14 protein-coding genes, 9 tRNA genes and 1 pseudogene are annotated in these 17,243 nt (G+C 59.2%); 17 read left to right on the top strand and 7 right to left on the bottom strand.

Annotated features, from left to right (window positions below):
* Nucleotides 1-145: 145 nt before the first annotated feature.
* The gene (gene grcA / locus ACTG1P_RS18960; protein WP_005334936.1) at nt 146-526 is read left to right on the top strand and encodes an autonomous glycyl radical cofactor GrcA; all 381 of its coding nucleotides are present in this window, start codon (nt 146-148) and stop codon (nt 524-526) included.
* A 143-nt stretch (nt 527-669) separates the two neighbouring features.
* Here grcA and kdsA read toward each other — a convergent pair whose 3' ends face one another.
* From kdsA to hemA, 6 genes are all read right to left on the bottom strand, one after another.
* Nucleotides 670-1,524 (bottom strand): 3-deoxy-8-phosphooctulonate synthase, encoded by an 855-nt coding sequence (gene kdsA / locus ACTG1P_RS18955; protein ID WP_005334937.1) that lies wholly within the window; start codon nt 1,522-1,524, stop codon nt 670-672.
* A 183-nt stretch (nt 1,525-1,707) separates the two neighbouring features.
* Nucleotides 1,708-2,508: a SirB1 family protein gene (locus ACTG1P_RS18950; protein ID WP_005362204.1), complete on the bottom strand. Its 801-nt coding sequence runs from the start codon at nt 2,506-2,508 to the stop codon at nt 1,708-1,710.
* Nucleotides 2,509-2,520: 12 nt separating this feature from the next.
* On the bottom strand, nt 2,521-2,904 hold the full coding sequence (locus ACTG1P_RS18945) for a SirB2 family protein (protein WP_005334939.1): 384 nt from the start codon (nt 2,902-2,904) through the stop codon (nt 2,521-2,523).
* A 56-nt stretch (nt 2,905-2,960) separates the two neighbouring features.
* Nucleotides 2,961-3,812, bottom strand: a complete 852-nt coding sequence (gene prmC / locus ACTG1P_RS18940; protein ID WP_440001937.1) for a peptide chain release factor N(5)-glutamine methyltransferase — start codon at nt 3,810-3,812, stop codon at nt 2,961-2,963.
* A 61-nt stretch (nt 3,813-3,873) separates the two neighbouring features.
* Nucleotides 3,874-4,962 carry a peptide chain release factor 1 gene (gene prfA, locus ACTG1P_RS18935; protein ID WP_005353897.1) on the bottom strand — a complete coding sequence of 363 codons (1,089 nt, stop codon included), beginning with the start codon at nt 4,960-4,962 and terminating at the stop codon, nt 3,874-3,876.
* A gap of 51 nt (nt 4,963-5,013) precedes the next feature.
* Nucleotides 5,014-6,273: a glutamyl-tRNA reductase gene (gene hemA / locus ACTG1P_RS18930; protein ID WP_005362209.1), complete on the bottom strand. Its 1,260-nt coding sequence runs from the start codon at nt 6,271-6,273 to the stop codon at nt 5,014-5,016.
* A gap of 126 nt (nt 6,274-6,399) precedes the next feature.
* Here hemA and lolB point away from each other — a divergent pair, with 126 nt between their 5' ends.
* From lolB to ACTG1P_RS18855, 15 genes and pseudogenes are all read left to right on the top strand, one after another.
* Nucleotides 6,400-6,978, top strand: coding sequence for a lipoprotein insertase outer membrane protein LolB (lolB, locus tag ACTG1P_RS18925; RefSeq protein ID WP_005334955.1), 579 nt, complete (start codon nt 6,400-6,402; stop codon nt 6,976-6,978).
* Nucleotides 6,978-7,848, top strand: a pseudogene (ispE, locus tag ACTG1P_RS18920) (4-(cytidine 5'-diphospho)-2-C-methyl-D-erythritol kinase). The gene lolB and the pseudogene ispE overlap by 1 nt, the downstream one beginning before the upstream one ends.
* Nucleotides 7,828-7,902 (top strand) — tRNA-Gln (locus ACTG1P_RS18915). The pseudogene ispE and the gene ACTG1P_RS18915 overlap by 21 nt, the downstream one beginning before the upstream one ends.
* A 195-nt stretch (nt 7,903-8,097) precedes the next feature.
* Nucleotides 8,098-9,045, top strand: coding sequence for a ribose-phosphate pyrophosphokinase (locus tag ACTG1P_RS18910; protein WP_440001936.1), 948 nt, complete (start codon nt 8,098-8,100; stop codon nt 9,043-9,045).
* 116 nt (nt 9,046-9,161) lie between these two features.
* On the top strand, nt 9,162-11,150 hold the full coding sequence (locus tag ACTG1P_RS18905; protein ID WP_440001935.1) for a bifunctional metallophosphatase/5'-nucleotidase: 1,989 nt from the start codon (nt 9,162-9,164) through the stop codon (nt 11,148-11,150).
* A gap of 218 nt (nt 11,151-11,368) precedes the next feature.
* Complete coding sequence (gene pth, locus ACTG1P_RS18900; RefSeq protein ID WP_139433558.1) at nt 11,369-11,965, top strand: aminoacyl-tRNA hydrolase; 597 nt, start codon at nt 11,369-11,371, stop codon at nt 11,963-11,965.
* 116 nt (nt 11,966-12,081) lie between these two features.
* Complete coding sequence (gene ychF / locus ACTG1P_RS18895; protein WP_005353921.1) at nt 12,082-13,173, top strand: redox-regulated ATPase YchF; 1,092 nt, start codon at nt 12,082-12,084, stop codon at nt 13,171-13,173.
* A 234-nt stretch (nt 13,174-13,407) separates the two neighbouring features.
* Nucleotides 13,408-13,484: transfer RNA gene (locus ACTG1P_RS18890), tRNA-Met, on the top strand.
* A gap of 8 nt (nt 13,485-13,492) precedes the next feature.
* Nucleotides 13,493-13,567 (top strand) — tRNA-Gln (locus tag ACTG1P_RS18885).
* A gap of 45 nt (nt 13,568-13,612) precedes the next feature.
* A tRNA-Gln gene (locus ACTG1P_RS18880) sits at nt 13,613-13,687 on the top strand.
* A gap of 41 nt (nt 13,688-13,728) precedes the next feature.
* Nucleotides 13,729-13,803 (top strand) — tRNA-Gln (locus tag ACTG1P_RS18875).
* Nucleotides 13,804-13,842: 39 nt separating this feature from the next.
* Nucleotides 13,843-13,919, top strand: a tRNA-Met gene (locus ACTG1P_RS18870).
* A 10-nt stretch (nt 13,920-13,929) separates the two neighbouring features.
* Nucleotides 13,930-14,004: transfer RNA gene (locus ACTG1P_RS18865), tRNA-Gln, on the top strand.
* 39 nt (nt 14,005-14,043) lie between these two features.
* Nucleotides 14,044-14,120, top strand: a tRNA-Met gene (locus ACTG1P_RS18860).
* Nucleotides 14,121-14,128: 8 nt separating this feature from the next.
* Nucleotides 14,129-14,212, top strand: a tRNA-Leu gene (locus ACTG1P_RS18855).
* Between the two features lie 218 nt (nt 14,213-14,430).
* Here ACTG1P_RS18855 and ACTG1P_RS18850 read toward each other — a convergent pair.
* The gene (locus tag ACTG1P_RS18850) at nt 14,431-16,263 is read right to left on the bottom strand and encodes an SLC13 family permease (protein ID WP_440001934.1); all 1,833 of its coding nucleotides are present in this window, start codon (nt 16,261-16,263) and stop codon (nt 14,431-14,433) included.
* A 262-nt stretch (nt 16,264-16,525) separates the two neighbouring features.
* On the opposite strand from ACTG1P_RS18850, the gene pnuC reads away from it, so the two are divergent.
* On the top strand, nt 16,526-17,242 hold the full coding sequence (pnuC, locus tag ACTG1P_RS18845; RefSeq protein ID WP_440001933.1) for a nicotinamide riboside transporter PnuC: 717 nt from the start codon (nt 16,526-16,528) through the stop codon (nt 17,240-17,242).
* Nucleotide 17,243: the final 1 nt, after the last annotated feature.

Here is a 17,243-nt window from a genome sequence, read left to right as displayed (position 1 = left end):
AATATTACCACCGTGGTATATATGACCCCATCAAAGAAAAGGTGTAAGGCAAGGGCCCTTTAAGTCATCGCCATCGACGGTAGCTTAAATACATCAGGGTAATTTCCTTACAGTTGGATTCGCGTTCCCATTGAGGAGTCATACCATGATCAAAGGCATTCAAATCACCCAGGCCGCCAACACCGCTCTGCTGAACTCTTTCTGGCTGCTGGACGAAGAGAAGCAACAAGCTCGCTGCATCTGCGTCAAAGGCGATGCTTTCGCTGCTGATCAAGAAGTGCAACTGGCTGACCTGGGTCAGTTCGAATACCGCGAACTGCCGGTTCAGGCTGAGCCTGCTGTTGAAGGTGGCCAGCACCTGAACGTCAACGTGCTGCGTCGCGAAACTCTGGAAGATGCTATCGAAAACCCGGAGAAGTACCCGCAGCTGACCATCCGTGTATCTGGCTACGCAGTGCGTTTCAACGCCCTGACCCCGGAACAGCAGCGTGACGTGGTTACCCGTACTTTCACTCAGAGCCTGTAATCAGCGCCCTACAGTGAAGAGCTGATACTCGCGGTATCAGTAAAAAAACGGCCAATCGGCCGTTTTTTTATACGTGCTTTCACTGGGCAAGCGCAAAAAACAAGGCCTCGCATTGCGAGGCCTTGTGATAAGTGCTTGTCCCATCAAGCAGAGGTATCGAGGGGCTCAAAACCCTTGATCAGGTCATCGATGGCCTTCATCTGTTTGAGGAAGCCTTCCAGCTTCTCCAGCGGCAGAGCGCTCGGGCCATCGCAGCGGGCAATTTTCGGATCCGGGTGGGATTCGATAAAGAGACCGGCCAGACCGACCGCCATGCCGGCACGTGCCAGCTCGGTCACCTGTTCGCGACGACCACCGGAGGCGGCACCCAGCGGATCACGGCACTGCAGGGAGTGGGTCACGTCAAAGATCACCGGATAGCCACCGGTGCTCTTCTTCATCACGCCCAGACCCAGCATGTCCACCACCAGGTTGTCGTAGCCGAAATTGGCACCGCGCTCGCAGAGGATCAGCTGGTCGTTGCCGCACTCCTCGAACTTGTCGGTGATGTTCTTCATCTGACTTGGGCTGAGGAACTGTGGCTTCTTGATGTTGATAACGTTGCCGGTGCGGGCCATGGCTTCCACCAGATCGGTCTGGCGTGCCAGGAAAGCGGGCAGCTGGATAACGTCAACCACCTCGGCGACCGGCTTGGCCTGATGGGGTTCATGCAGATCGGAGATGACCGGCATGCCGAAGGTCGCTTTCAGCTCCTGGAAAATCTTCATCCCCTCTTCCAGACCCGGACCGCGGTAGGAGTGGATGGAGGAGCGATTGGCCTTGTCCCAGCTCGCCTTGAAGACAAACGGGATGCCCAGCTTGCTGGTCACTTCCACGTACTTCTCGCACACTGCCATCGCCATGTCGCGGGATTCCAGCACGTTCATGCCACCAAACAGCACGAACGGTTTGTCATTGGCAACGTCGATCTGGTTGATCTTGATATTCTTCTGTTCCATCTAAGACTTCCTTAATGAAGGGGCCTGAAGCCAAGTTACTCCGTTGCAGCCGAGCGCTGCGGCCTTGATATTCTTCTGTTTCAACTCCAAGACATCCTTAATAAAAGGGCCTGAAGCCTAGTTAATCCGTTGCGACCGGACGCAGCGGCCTTGATATTCTTCTGTTTCAGTTTCAAGCCGCCCTTAATGGAGGGGCTTGGGGCTCAGATCCAGCGCGGCCAGCTGTACTTTCAGCACATCAGCCACCGGATCGTCCGGGCATTGTTCAATAAAATATTCAAAATCGTCGGCGGCCTGGCGCGGGCAATCGAGCTGCTCGTAGATAAAGCCGCGATCCCGCGTCTCCAGGGGATCGCCGGGCTTCATCCGCAGCAACAGCTCGCTGCAACGCAGCGCCTCGGGCATGCGGTCTTCCCGCAGCAGGGCACCCTTGCTGACGTTGAGCAGCCGTTCGATGATCTCCCACTGGCCGGAGGGTTGCAGGTAGTCGGGGGTCAGGGTCGCCAAGTCCCCCAACGCGCCGCGCAGCAGCAGCTCGATGCGGGCCAGGCTCAGCTCATCGCCGGTAAAGGGATCGACATAGACCTCCCCCTCGCCACCGGCAAAGCTCACTAGGAAGTGGCCGGGGAAGCAGATCCCCTCCACATCGAGCCCAAGCTTGCGTCCCAGCTGGATGATGAGAATACCGAGGCTGACCGGGATCCCCTTGCGCTGAACCAGCACCTGATTGAGATCGCAGTTGTTGGCAGAGAAATAATCCTGCCAGTCGCCATGAAAACCGAGGCTGTGGTAGAAGCCCTGCAGCAACTGCTGGCGCACCTCATCGCAGGTGCCCTCTTCGATCTGCTCGTCCAGCCACTCGTCCAGCAGGTTCAACTCGCGGATCCCCTCCTCGACCGAGCCATAAATCTCATCGCTGACTGACAACGCCAGCTCGGTGATGTCGTGGGCTTCGAAATCGGTCCATTCGTCTATGTGTAACATTCTCTTCATGCCTTAGCCGAACACACTCGTCTGTTTGAGCACTGCCAACTTGGCAATAAAGTAGATCCAGCCGAGCGCCCCCAGAAAGGAGCACCAGCGTACCAGATTGCTTTTGGCCAGCCGCAGCGCCATCGCCGCCAGAAATACCAGCACCAGAATGGCCATCAGCTTCTCGCTGAGCCAGGGCGTTCCGTTATTGAGCGGGTTGAGATCCAGCACCATGCAGAGCAATACGCCGGAGAGCACCACCAGACCGTTGAGCCAGCCGCTGACCTTCATCACCGGCGCGCTGTAGGCACGGCCAGTGGCGGTCTGTACCCAGTAGAAGCGGAGCATAAACATCAGCACGGCCCCGGCAATCAGGGTGAGGTGCAGGTGTTTGAGCACAAAAACCATATTCAATCCTTGCATGGGGGCGCACAGGCAACCCGCCGTGTAACAGTGAGGAACCGTCAGCGCAGCGGGCAGAGGCCCAGCGTCACCCTGTCGTTATCCCCGTAATCGCGCACCGTGGCTACCTCACGGTAGCCGCCATCACGCAGCAACTGACGCACCGCCTCCCCCTGATCCCAGCCATGCTCCAGCAGCAACCAGCCATCGGTCAGCAGATAAGCGGGAGCATGGGCCACGATGTGGCGGATATCGGCCAGCCCGGCGTCATCGGCAACCAGCGCCGAGCGGGGTTCAAAGCGCACGTCACCCTGCTCGAGATGGGGATCGGCGCCATCAATATAAGGGGGATTGGAGACAATCACCGCAAAACGTGGCGTCTTGTCGCGATCCGGCTCGCCAAGGGGCTCGAACCAGCTACCGTCGCGCACCTCGATGGGCAATCCCAGCGCGGCGCTGTTCTCGCGGGCCAGCGCTGCGGCGTCCGCCATCCGATCCACCGCCCACACATCGAGCTCGGGCCGCTCGGACTTGAGCGCCAGCGCGATGGCGCCGGTGCCGGTGCCCAGATCCAGCACGGCGCAGGGCCCCTGCGGGATTCTGGTCAGCGCCTGCTCGACCAGCACCTCGGTATCGGGGCGCGGGATCAGGGTCGCCGGGCTTACCTTGAGGGGCAGCGACCAGAACTCCCGCTCGCCCACCAGATGGGCGATGGGTTCGCCGTTGAGACGACGAGCCAGCCACCCCTGCAGGGTGGCCTGCTGGGCGGCATCCAGCTCACGCTCGGGCCAGGTCATCAGATAGCTGCGACGACACCCGAGCAGATGACAGAGCAGTACATCGGCATCGGCGCGGGGGGACTCCCCCTCAGCCAACACAGTCATGATATGGGCGCGGGCCTGCTGGATCTGCATCAGTGCCACTCCACCTTATGGGCAGAACACTTAATGCGAGCTTGCCGGATCACCATTTGCATTAGTTGTTCTCGGCCAGCGAGGCGAGCTGATCAGCCTGATACTCCTGCACCAGCGGGGTGATAACGCAGTCCAGATCCCCTTCCAAAATTTCGGAGAGGCGATAGAGGGTCAGGTTGATGCGGTGCTCGGAGAGACGGCCCTGCGGATAGTTGTAGGTACGGATGCGCTCGGAGCGATCGCCGGAGCCCACCAGATTGCGGCGGGTGCTCTGCTCGGCGGCGCGGTGGCGCTCATCCTCGGCCGCTTGCAGTCGGGCTGAGAGCACCGACATCGCCTTGGCGCGGTTCTTGTGCTGGGAGCGCTCGTCCTGACACTCCACCACCAGACCGGTCGGCAGGTGGGTGATACGAATGGCCGAGTCGGTCTTGTTGACGTGCTGACCACCGGCACCGGAGGCGCGGAAGGTGTCGATCTTCAAGTCGGAAGGATTGATCTCGATCTGCTCGGCTTCCGGGACTTCCGGCAGCACAGCGACGGTACAGGCGGAGGTGTGCACCCGGCCTTGAGACTCGGTCTCCGGCACCCGCTGTACCCGGTGACCACCGGATTCAAACTTGAGACGGCCATAGACGCGCTCGCCGTCGATCTTGGCGATCACCTCCTTGTAGCCACCGTATTCACCATCGTTGCAGCTGACAATGGAGACGCGCCAGCCCTGACGCTCGGCAAACCGTGAATACATGCGGAACAGGTCACCAGCAAAGATGGCCGCTTCGTCGCCACCGGCACCGGCGCGGATCTCCAGATAGCAGTTGTTGTCATCCTTGGGATCCTTGGGCAGCAACATCAGTTGCAGCTCCTGCTCCAGCGCCTCCAGATTGGCCTTGGCGAGCGGCAGCTCCTCCTGCGCCATCTCGCGCAGGTCGGCATCATCCTCCTCCAGCATCATCTGGGTGGTCTCCAGATCATCCTGCGCCTGACGATAACGCTGGAAGGCGTGAACGATATCTTCCAGCTGGGCATATTCGCGGGTCAGGGCGCGGTAGCGATCCTGATCCGAGACCACATCCGGCTCGCCGAGCATGGCCTGTACTTCTTCGTGGCGCTCGATGAGGCCTTCCAGCTTTCTGATCAGTGACGGATTCATAACTCTTGCATTCTCAATGGAGGACGGGACAACCGGCAGGTTGCCCGAAAATTATGGCTCTTGTGACAACCCCAGCGCCTGCCGCAAGCGGGAGAGCTCGCTCTGATCCCCCTGGGAGGCAGCCTGGCGCAACGCCTGGGTCGGCGCGTGGATCAATTTGTTGGTGAGGCGATGGGCCATCGCCTTGAGCGCCTGTTCGGCACTCTCGCCCTGCGCCAATGCCAGCAGGGCCCGTTGCAACTCTTCATCAGCCACCTGCTGGGACTGATGGCGGTAATCGCGAATGAGGTCGACCGAGCTCTGGCCGCGATACCAGCCCATAAACTCGTCGCGCTCTTCCTGCACGATCACTTCCGCCTGTGCGGCAGCTCGTTTACGGGTTTCGAGGTTCTGCTCGATGATCCCCTGCAAATCATCCACCGTGTAGAGATAGGCATCGGAGAGCTCATCGACTTCGGCTTCGATGTCGCGCGGCACGGCAATATCCACCAGAAACATGGGCTTGAAGCGGCGGGCCTTCAGCGCGCGCTCCACCATCCCCTTGCCGATGATGGGCAGTGGGCTGGCGGTCGAGCTGATGACAATATCCGCCTCGTGCAGATAGTCGGGGATCTCTTCGAGCGTCATAACCTGGGCGCCGAATTCGGCCGCCAGAGTCTGGGCGCGCTGCAGGGTGCGGTTCGCCACCATCATCTTGGTGACGTTCTGCTCGCGCAGATGACGGGCCACCAGTTCGATGGTCTCCCCCGCCCCGACCAGCAGCACCTTGGTCTGGGAGAGATCGGAGAAGATCCGCCGACCCAGACTGACGGCGGCAAAGGCCACCGACACGGCACTGGCGCCAATCTCGGTATCGGTACGCACTCTTTTCGCCACCGAGAAGGATTTCTGGAACAGCCGCTCCAGCGCCCCCTTCACCGACTCCGCCTGCTGGGCGTGAGCGTAGGATTGCTTGATCTGCCCCAGGATCTGCGGCTCCCCCAGCACCAGCGAGTCGAGCCCGCACGCCACCCGCATCAGGTGGCGCACCGCCTCTTCATCGTGATGCTGATAAATGGCAGTGACCAGTTCGGCAGCGTCCAGCCCGTGGAACTGCTGCAGCCAGCGCAGCACTTGCTCCTGCCGCTCCTCCTCCAGATTGCAATAGAGTTCGGTCCGGTTGCAGGTGGAGACGATCACCGCCTCGCTGACACCGGGTTGGCTCACCAGCTCACGCAAGGCGCGATCGATGCAGTCCGGGCCAAAGGCGACCCGTTCCCGCAAGGCGACACTGGCGGTGTTGTGGTTGATTCCGAGGGCAAGCAAACTCATGAGTGGGCGACGATCATTTCATACGCTGGGTGCAAAGGCTGCCAATTGTACGAGAAAGGGTAAGTCTTTAAAAGCAATACGGCCGCCCCGTATACTGTGGCAAATTCCTCTCTCTGGAGCCGTCTCTTGCTGCTACGTATTTTTACCCTCACCTGCCTGCTGTTGCTGGCCGGTTGTGCCACCACCCAGCCCCAGCGTGACCAGGTGAACTGGAACCAGGAGCGGGCCCGTCTCGAGCAACTGACCCACTGGCAGCTATCCGGCAAGATGGCCATCATCACGCCACAGCAAAAGGGCAGCGCCCGTCTCAACTGGCAGCAGGATGGGGAGGATTATCGCCTTAACCTCACCAGCCTGATTGGCACCAGCATTCTGGAGCTCTCCCGCAGCAAGGGAGAGATCACCCTGCTCGACAGCGACGGCAATCGCCACCAGAGCCAGGATGCCGAAGCGCTCATCTATCAACTGACCGGCTGGAATATTCCGGTTGCGGGATTACCGGAGTGGATCAAGGGGCTGCCGGGTCAGGCGGAGTTTGAACTCAACCCCGACAGCAGTCTGGCCAGCGTGCGCGACGGCCAGTGGCAGATCGTCTATGGCGATTATCGGGATCAGGATGGCTACCGCCTGCCGCACCAGCTGACCATGACCGGCCAGAACAGCCGCCTCAAGCTTCAGATCAACCAATGGACTCTTGCACGTTAATGGCTTCCACACGCTGGCCGGCACCGGCCAAACTCAACCTGTTTTTACACGTCAATGGCCGTCGTCCCGATGGCTATCACGAGCTGCAGACCCTGTTTATCTTCCTCAACCACAGCGACTGGCTCGAGTTCGAGGTGATACCGAATAGCGACACACTCAACCTGAGTCCGGCCATTCCCGGGGTGCCGGATGAGCAGAATCTGATTATTCGGGCGGCGCGCCTGCTGCAGGCAACCCTGCCGAGCCCGCAAGGTGCCCATATCCGGCTGGAGAAGGTGCTACCCATGGGCGGCGGCATTGGCGGCGGTTCGTCCGATGCAGCGACCACGCTGGTAGCGCTTAACCACCTCTGGCAGGCGGGCTTGAGTGAAGATGAACTGGCAGCGCTCGGCGTCCAGCTGGGGGCCGATGTGCCGGTGTTCGTCCGTGGCAAGGCGGCCTTTGCCGAAGGAGTAGGCGAGCGGCTGCAACCGGTCGAACTGCCCGATGCCTGGTATCTGGTACTCAAGCCCGATTGCCATGTGGCGACCGCGGCCGTATTCCAGGATCCGGACCTGCCGAGAGCCACGCCGAAAATGGCGCTGGACAACCTGCTGGAAGGCGAGTGGAAAAACGATTGCGAATCACTGGTGAAAAAGCGCCACCCCGAGGTTGCCAATGCGCTCGGCTGGTTGCTAGAATACGCGCCGTCAAGAATGACGGGCACAGGAGCCTGCGTCTTTGCTCAATTTGAAGACGAAGTGACTGCTCGGGAAGTGTTGGCCTGCGTGCCGAAGGGACTTGATGGGTTTGTCGCCAAGGGCGAGAACATATCACCTCTCTTCTCCACATTGCAACAGTTCAAATGATTGGGGTATCGCCAAGCGGTAAGGCAGCGGGTTTTGATCTCGCCATTCCTAGGTTCGAATCCTAGTACCCCAGCCAATTTTACCGAACGGTATTGATGATGATTAACGTGGCCGGTTTTGCACTCGGCCACGGATTCGGGTTACCGGTATCATCACAATCATTGGGCAGCAGACACCTTGTACGTTATCTTGATAAATCGTTTGCCCCAAAACGATAGGGTCTGATTTCAGACTCCCCCACATACTGGATGCAACCCCGAGGTTTCAAACCGTGCCTGACATGAAGCTGTTTGCTGGTAACGCAACGCCGGAACTAGCCCAGAAGATCGCAGATCGCCTGTTTATCAAACTCGGCAATGCTGCCGTAGGTCGCTTTAGCGACGGCGAGATCAGCGTACAGATCAATGAGAATGTACGTGGTGGCGATATCTTCATCATTCAATCCACCTGTGCCCCGACCAACGACAATTTGATGGAATTGATCGTCATGGTGGATGCTCTGCGTCGTGCTTCAGCTGGCCGTATCACTGCCGTTATTCCCTACTTTGGTTATGCCCGTCAGGACCGCCGCGTCCGCTCTGCCCGTGTACCCATCACCGCCAAGGTTGTCGCTGACTTCCTCTCCAGCGTTGGTGTGGATCGCGTGCTGACCGTTGACCTGCATGCCGAACAAATTCAAGGTTTCTTCGACGTTCCGGTAGACAACGTGTTCGGTAGCCCGGTGCTGCTGGAAGACATGAAGTCCAAGAACCTCGAGTCTCCTGTCGTTGTCTCCCCGGACATCGGTGGCGTCGTGCGTGCCCGCGCCATCGCCAAGCTGCTGGATGACACCGACATCGCCATCATCGACAAGCGCCGTCCCCGCCCGAACGTCTCCCAGGTCATGCACCTGATCGGTGACGTTGCCGGCCGCGACTGCATCATCGTTGATGACATGATCGACACCGGCGGCACCCTGTGCAAAGCCGCAGAGGCCCTGAAAGAGCGCGGTGCCAAGCGTGTATTCGCTTACGCCACCCACCCGGTCTTCTCCGGTTCTGCCGTCGATAACATCAAGAACTCCGTGATCGATGAACTGATCATCACCGACTCCATCCCGCTCACTGCGGAGATGAAAGCAGTCGGCAAGGTCAAGCAGCTGACGCTGTCAACTGTACTGGCCGAAGCCATTCGTCGCATCAGCAACGAAGAGTCCATCTCTGCCATGTTTGAGCATTGATAGATTCAGCAATAACGAAAACCGCCATCAGGCGGTTTTCGTCTTTCTGGACCTTCTCTTTCCAACTTTCTGCTATCTGGTACGACCCTGCCCCCGGCAGGCTTAAGGATTTACCCATGAATTGCTTGCGTCCCCTCCTGCTCGCGACCCTCACCTCCGCCCTGTTCGCCTGTCAGCCCGTCAAAGAGAACCCGCCCTTCGTGCTGACTCTGGCTCACATGAACGACACCCACTCCCAGTTTGATCCGGTCAATGCCGAGATCAAGGGGCAGATCTTTGCCCAGCAGGGGGAGACGGACACACTCTATACCCGCTTTGGCGGTTACCCGCGCCTGCTGACCATGGCGAAAGCCTATCAGGCCGATGCGCTAGCCAAGAACCAGCCCTTGCTGCTGCTGCACGGTGGCGATGCCTGGCAGGGCAGTGGCTACTTCAAACTCAACGAGGGGATGGCCAACGCCGAGTTGCTGAGCCAGTTCGGCCTCGATGCCATGGCGCTGGGCAACCACGAGTTCGATCTGGATAATCAGAAGCTGGCCCGCTTCATCGAGGGGGTCAACTTCCCGGTGCTGGCCGCCAACCTCGACACCAAGGCCGATCCGGCCCTCAGCAAGGCTGACAACCTCAAGCCCTTCGTGGTCTATGCCTTTGACGGCAACCAGAAGAGTCCGGTCACCGATCTCGACAACCTGCCGCAAGGCAAACAGCTGGTCGCTGTCATCGGTCTGGTGCTGGAAGACATGGGCAATATCGCCCCCAACGTCGGCAAGCTGCGCTTTGGCAAGGAGGTCGCCTCGGCTCAGGCCACGGTCGACATGCTGCAAGCCAAGGGGATCCACCAGATCGTGGCGCTCACCCACATCGGCAACGAGCGGGATCTGGCGCTGGCCGCCAAGGTAAACGGTCTCGATGCCATCGTCGGCGGCCACTCCCACAGCCTGCTCGGCGATTTTCGCAATATCGGCTGGGGCAAGACCGGCGATTACGCCAAGCTGGTGACCAATCCGGATGGCATCGGCAAGACCTGCGTGGTGCAGGCGGGCTCCTACGCCCAGGCCATCGGTCTGGCACAGGTGACCTTTGACAGCCAGGGTCAGGTGACCGACTGCCAGGGCCACAACAGCCTGCTGGCCAGCCGCGATTTCTTCGCCGATGCGGCGCGCAAGCAGGCGCTCGACGATGCCCGCAGCAAGGAGGCGAGCCAGTTCGTCGACAACCAGCCCAATCTGGTCACCGTGGATGAAGATCCGCGCCTGCGCGGCATCATCGACAGCCACTACAAACCGGCGCTGGAGAAGGCCTATGGCCCGGTGATCGGCACCATTCCCGAGCAGTTGCAAAATGCCCGTCGCCCCGGCGACAACGGCAGCGACAGCCATGGCTCCGACGTGGCACCGCTGGTTGCCGAAGGGGAGTTCTACTGGGCCAATACCCCGGCTGTTCAGGCCCTGACCGGTGGTCCGGTCGACTTCGCACTGGTAGCGGTGGGTGGCGTGCGCGCCGAGCTGCCGGCCGGCGAGTGGCGCGAGGGGGACAGCTCCCTCACCCTGCTGCCATTCAAAAATCAGCTCGCGGTGCTGACCCTGACCGGCGCCGAGGTGCGTGCCCTGCTGACCGAGACCATCACCGCCACCCTGCCCGCCAGCGCCCATGCCGGCAAGTTCCCCTATGGTGGCCACCTGCGCTACACCTTCCAGGAGACCAGCGCAGGCAAAGCGGGCACCCTGACCCAATTGCAGCGCAAGACCGCAAGCGGCGAGTGGCAGGGTCTGGTGGATAGCCAGAGCTATCGGGTGGTGATGAACGCCTACAGCGCCAACGGCAATGACGGCTGGCAGGCACTGGCCAATGCCCAGCGTCAGAAGAGCGAGCGGGTCGACATCGCCAGCGTCAACGGCAAGCTGACCGCCTTCCCGGTGCTGAAGGTGGCACAAAACGGCGAGCTGCTGAGCGCCGTCTATGCCCCGGGCCAGCCCCTCGATTGCAAGGCCAGCGGCGTGGATTGCGGCACCGATGCAGCATCTTTCGTAGAGTATGTGCGCGATGCCCGTCCCACCCTGACAGCACTGGATGAAGAGACCGTCACCCTGCTGCGTACCAAATAACTACGGTAGTCAACCGGGCACAATCCATCGGTAAACTGAAACGGGCCTCTTGCAAGAGGCCCGTTTGCCCACCGTTAGCCACCCATTGGCCGCAATAATGCTGCAAATCCCGCCATAACATGCGCATTGGTTGAGTGATCGCCACTCGGCGGCTAGAATATTGCGTCCTATTGCCCTGGGTAGTGTGCCCATGGCAGCTGCGAGTGAAGACATCAAGCGTGACAAGCCAAATCAAACTGATCGTCGGACTGGGCAACCCCGGCCCGGAATATGCCAAGACCCGCCACAACGCGGGCGCCTGGTATGTGGAGCAACTGGCTCGCTGGCACAATGTCAGCCTGCGTGAAGAACCCAAGTTCTTCGGCCATACTGCCCGCATCCTGGTCGAGGGGCAGGATGTGCGGCTGCTCATCCCGAACACCTATATGAACCTCTCTGGCAAGGCGGTGGCCGCACTGGCGCGTTTTTATCAGATTGAGCCGGAAGCGATTCTGGTGGCCCATGACGAACTGGATCTGCCACCAGGCATTGCCAAGTTCAAGCAGGGTGGTGGTCACGGTGGCCATAACGGCCTCAAGGACATCATCGCCAAGATGGGCAACAACAATAACTTCTTCCGGCTGCGTCTCGGGATCGGCCATCCCGGCAGCAAAGAGCAGGTGGCTGGCTTCGTCCTGACCAAGGCCCCCAGCAGTGAACAGAACCTGATCGACGCCGCGCTGGACGAGTCTCTGCGCGCCACCGACATCCTGTTCAAACAAGATATGACCAAGGCCATGAATCGCTTGCACAGCTTCAAGGCGGAAAAGGGTTAGGTCGGTTTGACCCTGTACGGGCATTGTGCCGGTACATGAGCAACGACCAGAACAAGCATGACATGGGCCGCCTGCGGGCGACCCCCAACAGCATCCATCAAGTAAGGTAACAATCCATGGGTTTTAAATGCGGTATCGTGGGCCTGCCCAATGTAGGCAAATCCACCCTGTTCAACGCGCTGACCAAGGCCGGTATCGAAGCCGCCAACTTCCCGTTCTGCACCATCGAGCCGAACACAGGTGTGGTGCCGATGCCGGATCCCCGCCTCGATCAGCTGGCTGCCATCATCAATCCGCAGCGCGTTGTGCCGACCACCATGGAATTCGTCGACATCGCCGGTCTGGTTGCCGGTGCCTCCAAGGGTGAAGGTCTGGGTAACCAGTTCCTGGCCAACATCCGTGAAACCGAAGCGATCGGCCACGTAGTGCGCTGCTTCGACGACGAAAACATCATTCACGTTGCCGGCAAGGTCTCTCCCGCTGACGATATCGAAGTGATCAACACCGAGCTGGCCCTGTCGGACCTGGACGCCTGTGAGCGCGCCATTCACCGTCAGTCCAAGCGTGCCAAAGGCGGCGACAAGGATGCCAAGCTGGAAGTGGAAGTGCTTGAGAAGATCAAGGTCGCGCTGGAAAACGGTCAGATGATCCGTGGCATGAAGCTGGATAAAGAAGAGCTGGCCGCCGTGAGCCACCTCAACTTCCTGACCCTGAAACCCACCATGTATATCGCCAACGTGGCGGAAGATGGCTTCGAGAACAACCCCTATCTGGACAAGGTGCGTGAAATCGCTGCCGCCGAGAACGCGGTCGTAGTCGTGGTCTGCTGCGCCATCGAAGCGGACATCGCCGAACTGGACGATGAAGATCGCGCCGAGTTCATGGCTGACCTTGGCATCGAAGAGCCGGGCCTGAACCGCGTTATCCGCTCCGGTTACCAGCTGCTCAACCTGCAGACCTACTTCACCGCCGGTGTGAAAGAGGTACGCGCCTGGACTATTCCGGTCGGTGCCACCGCCCCGCAAGCGGCTGGCAAGATCCACACTGACTTTGAAAAAGGCTTTATTCGCGCCCAAACCATCGCCTTTGAAGACTTTATCAACTACAAGGGTGAGCAAGGCGCCAAGGAAGCGGGCAAGATGCGCGCTGAAGGGAAAGATTACATCGTCAAAGATGGCGATATCATGAACTTCCTGTTCAACGTCTAATCCCATGACAGGCCAGCATTTGCTGGCCTGTTTTTTATCTGCCATTGCCCGGGCAATAATGGCAATGTCTTAAAAAAAAGCAGATTGTTGGGCTTTTGCGCAACAGAGACCAATAACTGGTCAAACGCACTCAAATTGCGTTTTTCTGGCAAAAAAAGGGTTGACGCCCCAGAGCCAGATACGCATAATTCGGCCCGCACGGTGACGAGGTAACGACTCACCGGAAGCAAGGTTGGCTATGTAGCTCAGTTGGTTAGAGCATCGCACTCATAATGCGGGGGTCACAGGTTCGAATCCCGTCATAGCCACCATCTCTAGTTGGGGTATCGCCAAGCGGTAAGGCAGCGGGTTTTGATCTCGCCATCCCTAGGTTCGAATCCTAGTACCCCAGCCATTTTTAAAAGTTCTTTGCCAGTCTGCGACTGTTGAGGAACGCTGTTGGGGTATCGCCAAGCGGTAAGGCAGCGGGTTTTGATCTCGCCATCCCTAGGTTCGAATCCTAGTACCCCAGCCATTTTTGAAAGGTGTTTGATAGTTTCTGTCAGGCATCACTGTTGGGGTATCGCCAAGCGGTAAGGCAGCGGGTTTTGATCTCGCCATCCCTAGGTTCGAATCCTAGTACCCCAGCCATTTTTCTGTTCTCTTCCACATCAGTGGTTGATAACAAACGGCTATGTAGCTCAGTTGGTTAGAGCATCGCACTCATAATGCGGGGGTCACAGGTTCGAATCCCGTCATAGCCACCATTATTTCTGTTGGGGTATCGCCAAGCGGTAAGGCAGCGGGTTTTGATCTCGCCATCCCTAGGTTCGAATCCTAGTACCCCAGCCATTTTTATGTTCTCTTCCACATCTGTGGTCGATAACAAACGGCTATGTAGCTCAGTTGGTTAGAGCATCGCACTCATAATGCGGGGGTCACAGGTTCGAATCCCGTCATAGCCACCATTAATATTGCGGAAGTGGCGAAATTGGTAGACGCACCAGATTTAGGTTCTGGCGCCCTAGGCGTGAGAGTTCGAGTCTCTCCTTCCGCACCATTAATAGCAGTACCAAACAGACCAGCTCACGCTGGTTTTTTTGTATCTGAAATTTGCCTCTCCCCAGTTTTTCTCTCGCTCCCCTATTAACCCAGCTCCACGTTAATTTCCGTTCACGTCACTCTTCGCTTATTCCGAGCACGCCTTGCCACTCTTGTCTCCCGGCCATAAAAAAGCGGCCCGCAGGCCGCTGGTGCACACATTCATCATCCCGGTTATCAGAACGGGAAGAACCAGGGGATCGCCACCACGCTCACCGCCATCACCAGCAGGGTGAATGGCACTCCGATGCGGATAAAGTCGGCAAACTTGTAGTTACCTGGCCCCAGCACCAGGGTATTCACCGGTGACGAAACCGGCGTCATAAAAGCGGCTGAGGCGGCAATGGCGATGGTCATGGCAAACGGGTAGGGCGATACCCCCATCTGCTGCGCAGTGCCCAGCGCAATGGGCGCCATCAGCACTGCGGTGGCGGTATTGGAGATAAAGAGCCCAATCACCGCGCAGAGGGCAAACAGGCTGGCCAGCATGACCCGCGGCCCCATCTCCCCTACCGCATTGATCAGACCACCGACGATCAGATCCACCCCGCCGGTTTTTTGCAATGCCAGCGCGAAGGGGAGCATGCCGACGATGAGGATCAGGGTCGGCCAGTGGATCGACTTGTAGGCACTCTCCATATCGATGCAGCGAAACTTGCCCATCAGCAGACAGGCGATCAGCGCGGCAATGACGTTGGGCACCGGGTCGGTCACCATCAGCAGGATCATCACCCCGAGACAGATGAGCGCGTGAATGGCCTGGCTGCGGGCTGGTGCCATCTCATCCACTTCTGCCGGTAGCCCCATCAGCAGAAAGTCGCGGCTATGGGTCTGCAACTGTCTGATGTGGCTCCAGTTCCCTACCACCAGCAGGGTGTCGCCCATCTGCAACGGCTCGTCCACCAGCTTGCCTGCCAGTGCCTCGCCGTCGCGGCGCAGTCCCACCACGCTCAGGCCATAGCTGGAGCGGAAGGTCACCTCACGCACGCTTTTACCCAGCAGCTTGGACTCAGGGATCAGCGACACCTCGGCCATCCCCACCTCCCGCGCCTGATCGGAGAAATACTCCCCACGCAGGATCATGGGTTCGAGCCTCGCCTCGCTGCAAAACTCCCGCACATCCACCTCGGGGTCTGACATGTCGATCAGCAGTACATCCTTGGCCTGAAATTCACTGATCCCCGACACCGGCACCATCACCCGGCGGAACTTGCGCCAGCGCTCAACCCCGATAATGTGGGCACCATAACGGGCGCGCAGTTGCAGCTCGTCCAGGGTGTGACCAATCAGCGGGGAGTCCGGCCGCAGCGCCAGGCGGCGGGCCCGGCCGGTAAGGCGATAGTCGCGGATAAGGTCGCGAAAAGTGCGGCGTCCGCTCTGTTTGCCTTTGCCCTCTTCCCCCTCGCCCACCAGGGAGCCACGCACCAGCAGCATGTAGAGGATGCCCAGCCCCAGGATCAGTCCGCCCATGGGGGTGAAATCGAAGAAGCCGAAGCCGTGAATGCCATGGCGCATCAACTCGCTGTTGACCACCATATTGGGGGGCGTAGCCACCAGCGTCATCATGCCGCTGATCAGCCCGGCAAAGCCGAGGGGCATCATCAGGCGACCGGCCGGGATCCCCATTCGATTCGCCACGCTCAGCACCACCGGGATAAAGATGGCCACCACTCCGGTGCTGCTCATCACCGCCCCCAGACTCGCCACCGCTACCATCAGCAACACCAGCAGCTTGGTCTCGCTGCTGCCCGCCACCTTCACCAGCGCATCCCCCACCTGATAGGCGATGCCGGTGCGCGCCAACCCCTCCCCGACTACAAACAGGGCGGCTATCAGAATAACGTTGGGATCGCTAAAGCCCGCCAGCGCCTCCGGCAGGGTGAGGGTGCCGCTCAGCACAAAGAGGATAATGATCAACAGGGCGACCACGTCCATGCGCACCTTGTTGGTCATAAAGAGATAGATGGCGCCTGCCAGCAGACAGAGCACCCAGACAAGCTCGGAATTCAATACAACCTCCTTTTATCACGTGATTCTCCTCCCGGAGAGTGGACTCTATCAGACCACAGCCACGGCGCCATCATCTTGCTACATATCAATAAAGTCCGGCCCGCCGGGCCCCATAACCCATCACTGCTGGAATAACCGGGCAGCAGCGGCGATTTCTTTGATATGGGCCAAGTACGGGGCGGACAAAAGTCCTGCCCCTCCTCCCCCTCACCCCTTAGAATGGCGCCCTCGCATACTAACCCTCATGCCCAAGGATCAGAAAATGAGCATATTCGAGCTGTTCAGCATCAATAACACGCTAGTGACCATACCGCTGGGTGGCGGCTATGCCATGTCATGGATTGAAGCCATCGGCACCCTGTTTGGTCTGGCCTGTATCTGGTTCGCCAGTCAGGAGAAAACCATCAACTACCTGTTTGGCCTGATCAACGTCAGCCTGTTTGCCATCATCTTCTTCCAGATCCAGCTCTACGGACTGTTGATGCTGCAGCTGTTCTTCTTCTGCGCCAACGTCTACGGCTGGTACGCCTGGACCCGCCCGGCCAACGATCAGGGGGATACCCTGCAGATCCGCTGGCTCAGCAAATCCAAACTGATGGTGACCGCCGCCGTGAGCGTGCTGGCCATCGCCCTGCTGACCCGCTATATCGACCCGGTCTTCGCCACCCTGGCGCGCACCTCGGTCTCCCTGCTCAACCTGTTTGGTGCCAACCTTGCTACCCCCGAGCCCTCCCCCGATGCCTTCCCGTTCTGGGATGCCACCATGACGGTGCTCTCGGTGGTCGCCCAGATCCTGATGACCCGCAAATACGTGGAGAACTGGATCCTCTGGGTGGTCATCAACATCATCAGCATCGGTATCTATGCGGCGCAGGGTGTCTACGCCATGTCGCTCGAATACCTGATCCTGCTCTTTATCGCAGCCAACGGCACCCGCCTCTGGGTGATTGCCGCCAAGCGCCAGCCACAAGGGGTATAAG

The organism is Aeromonas sp. 11P (genome assembly GCF_051920165.1).
GTDB lineage: Bacteria > Pseudomonadota > Gammaproteobacteria > Enterobacterales > Aeromonadaceae > Aeromonas > Aeromonas veronii.
This window is presented reverse-complemented; position numbering and strand designations above follow the sequence as displayed.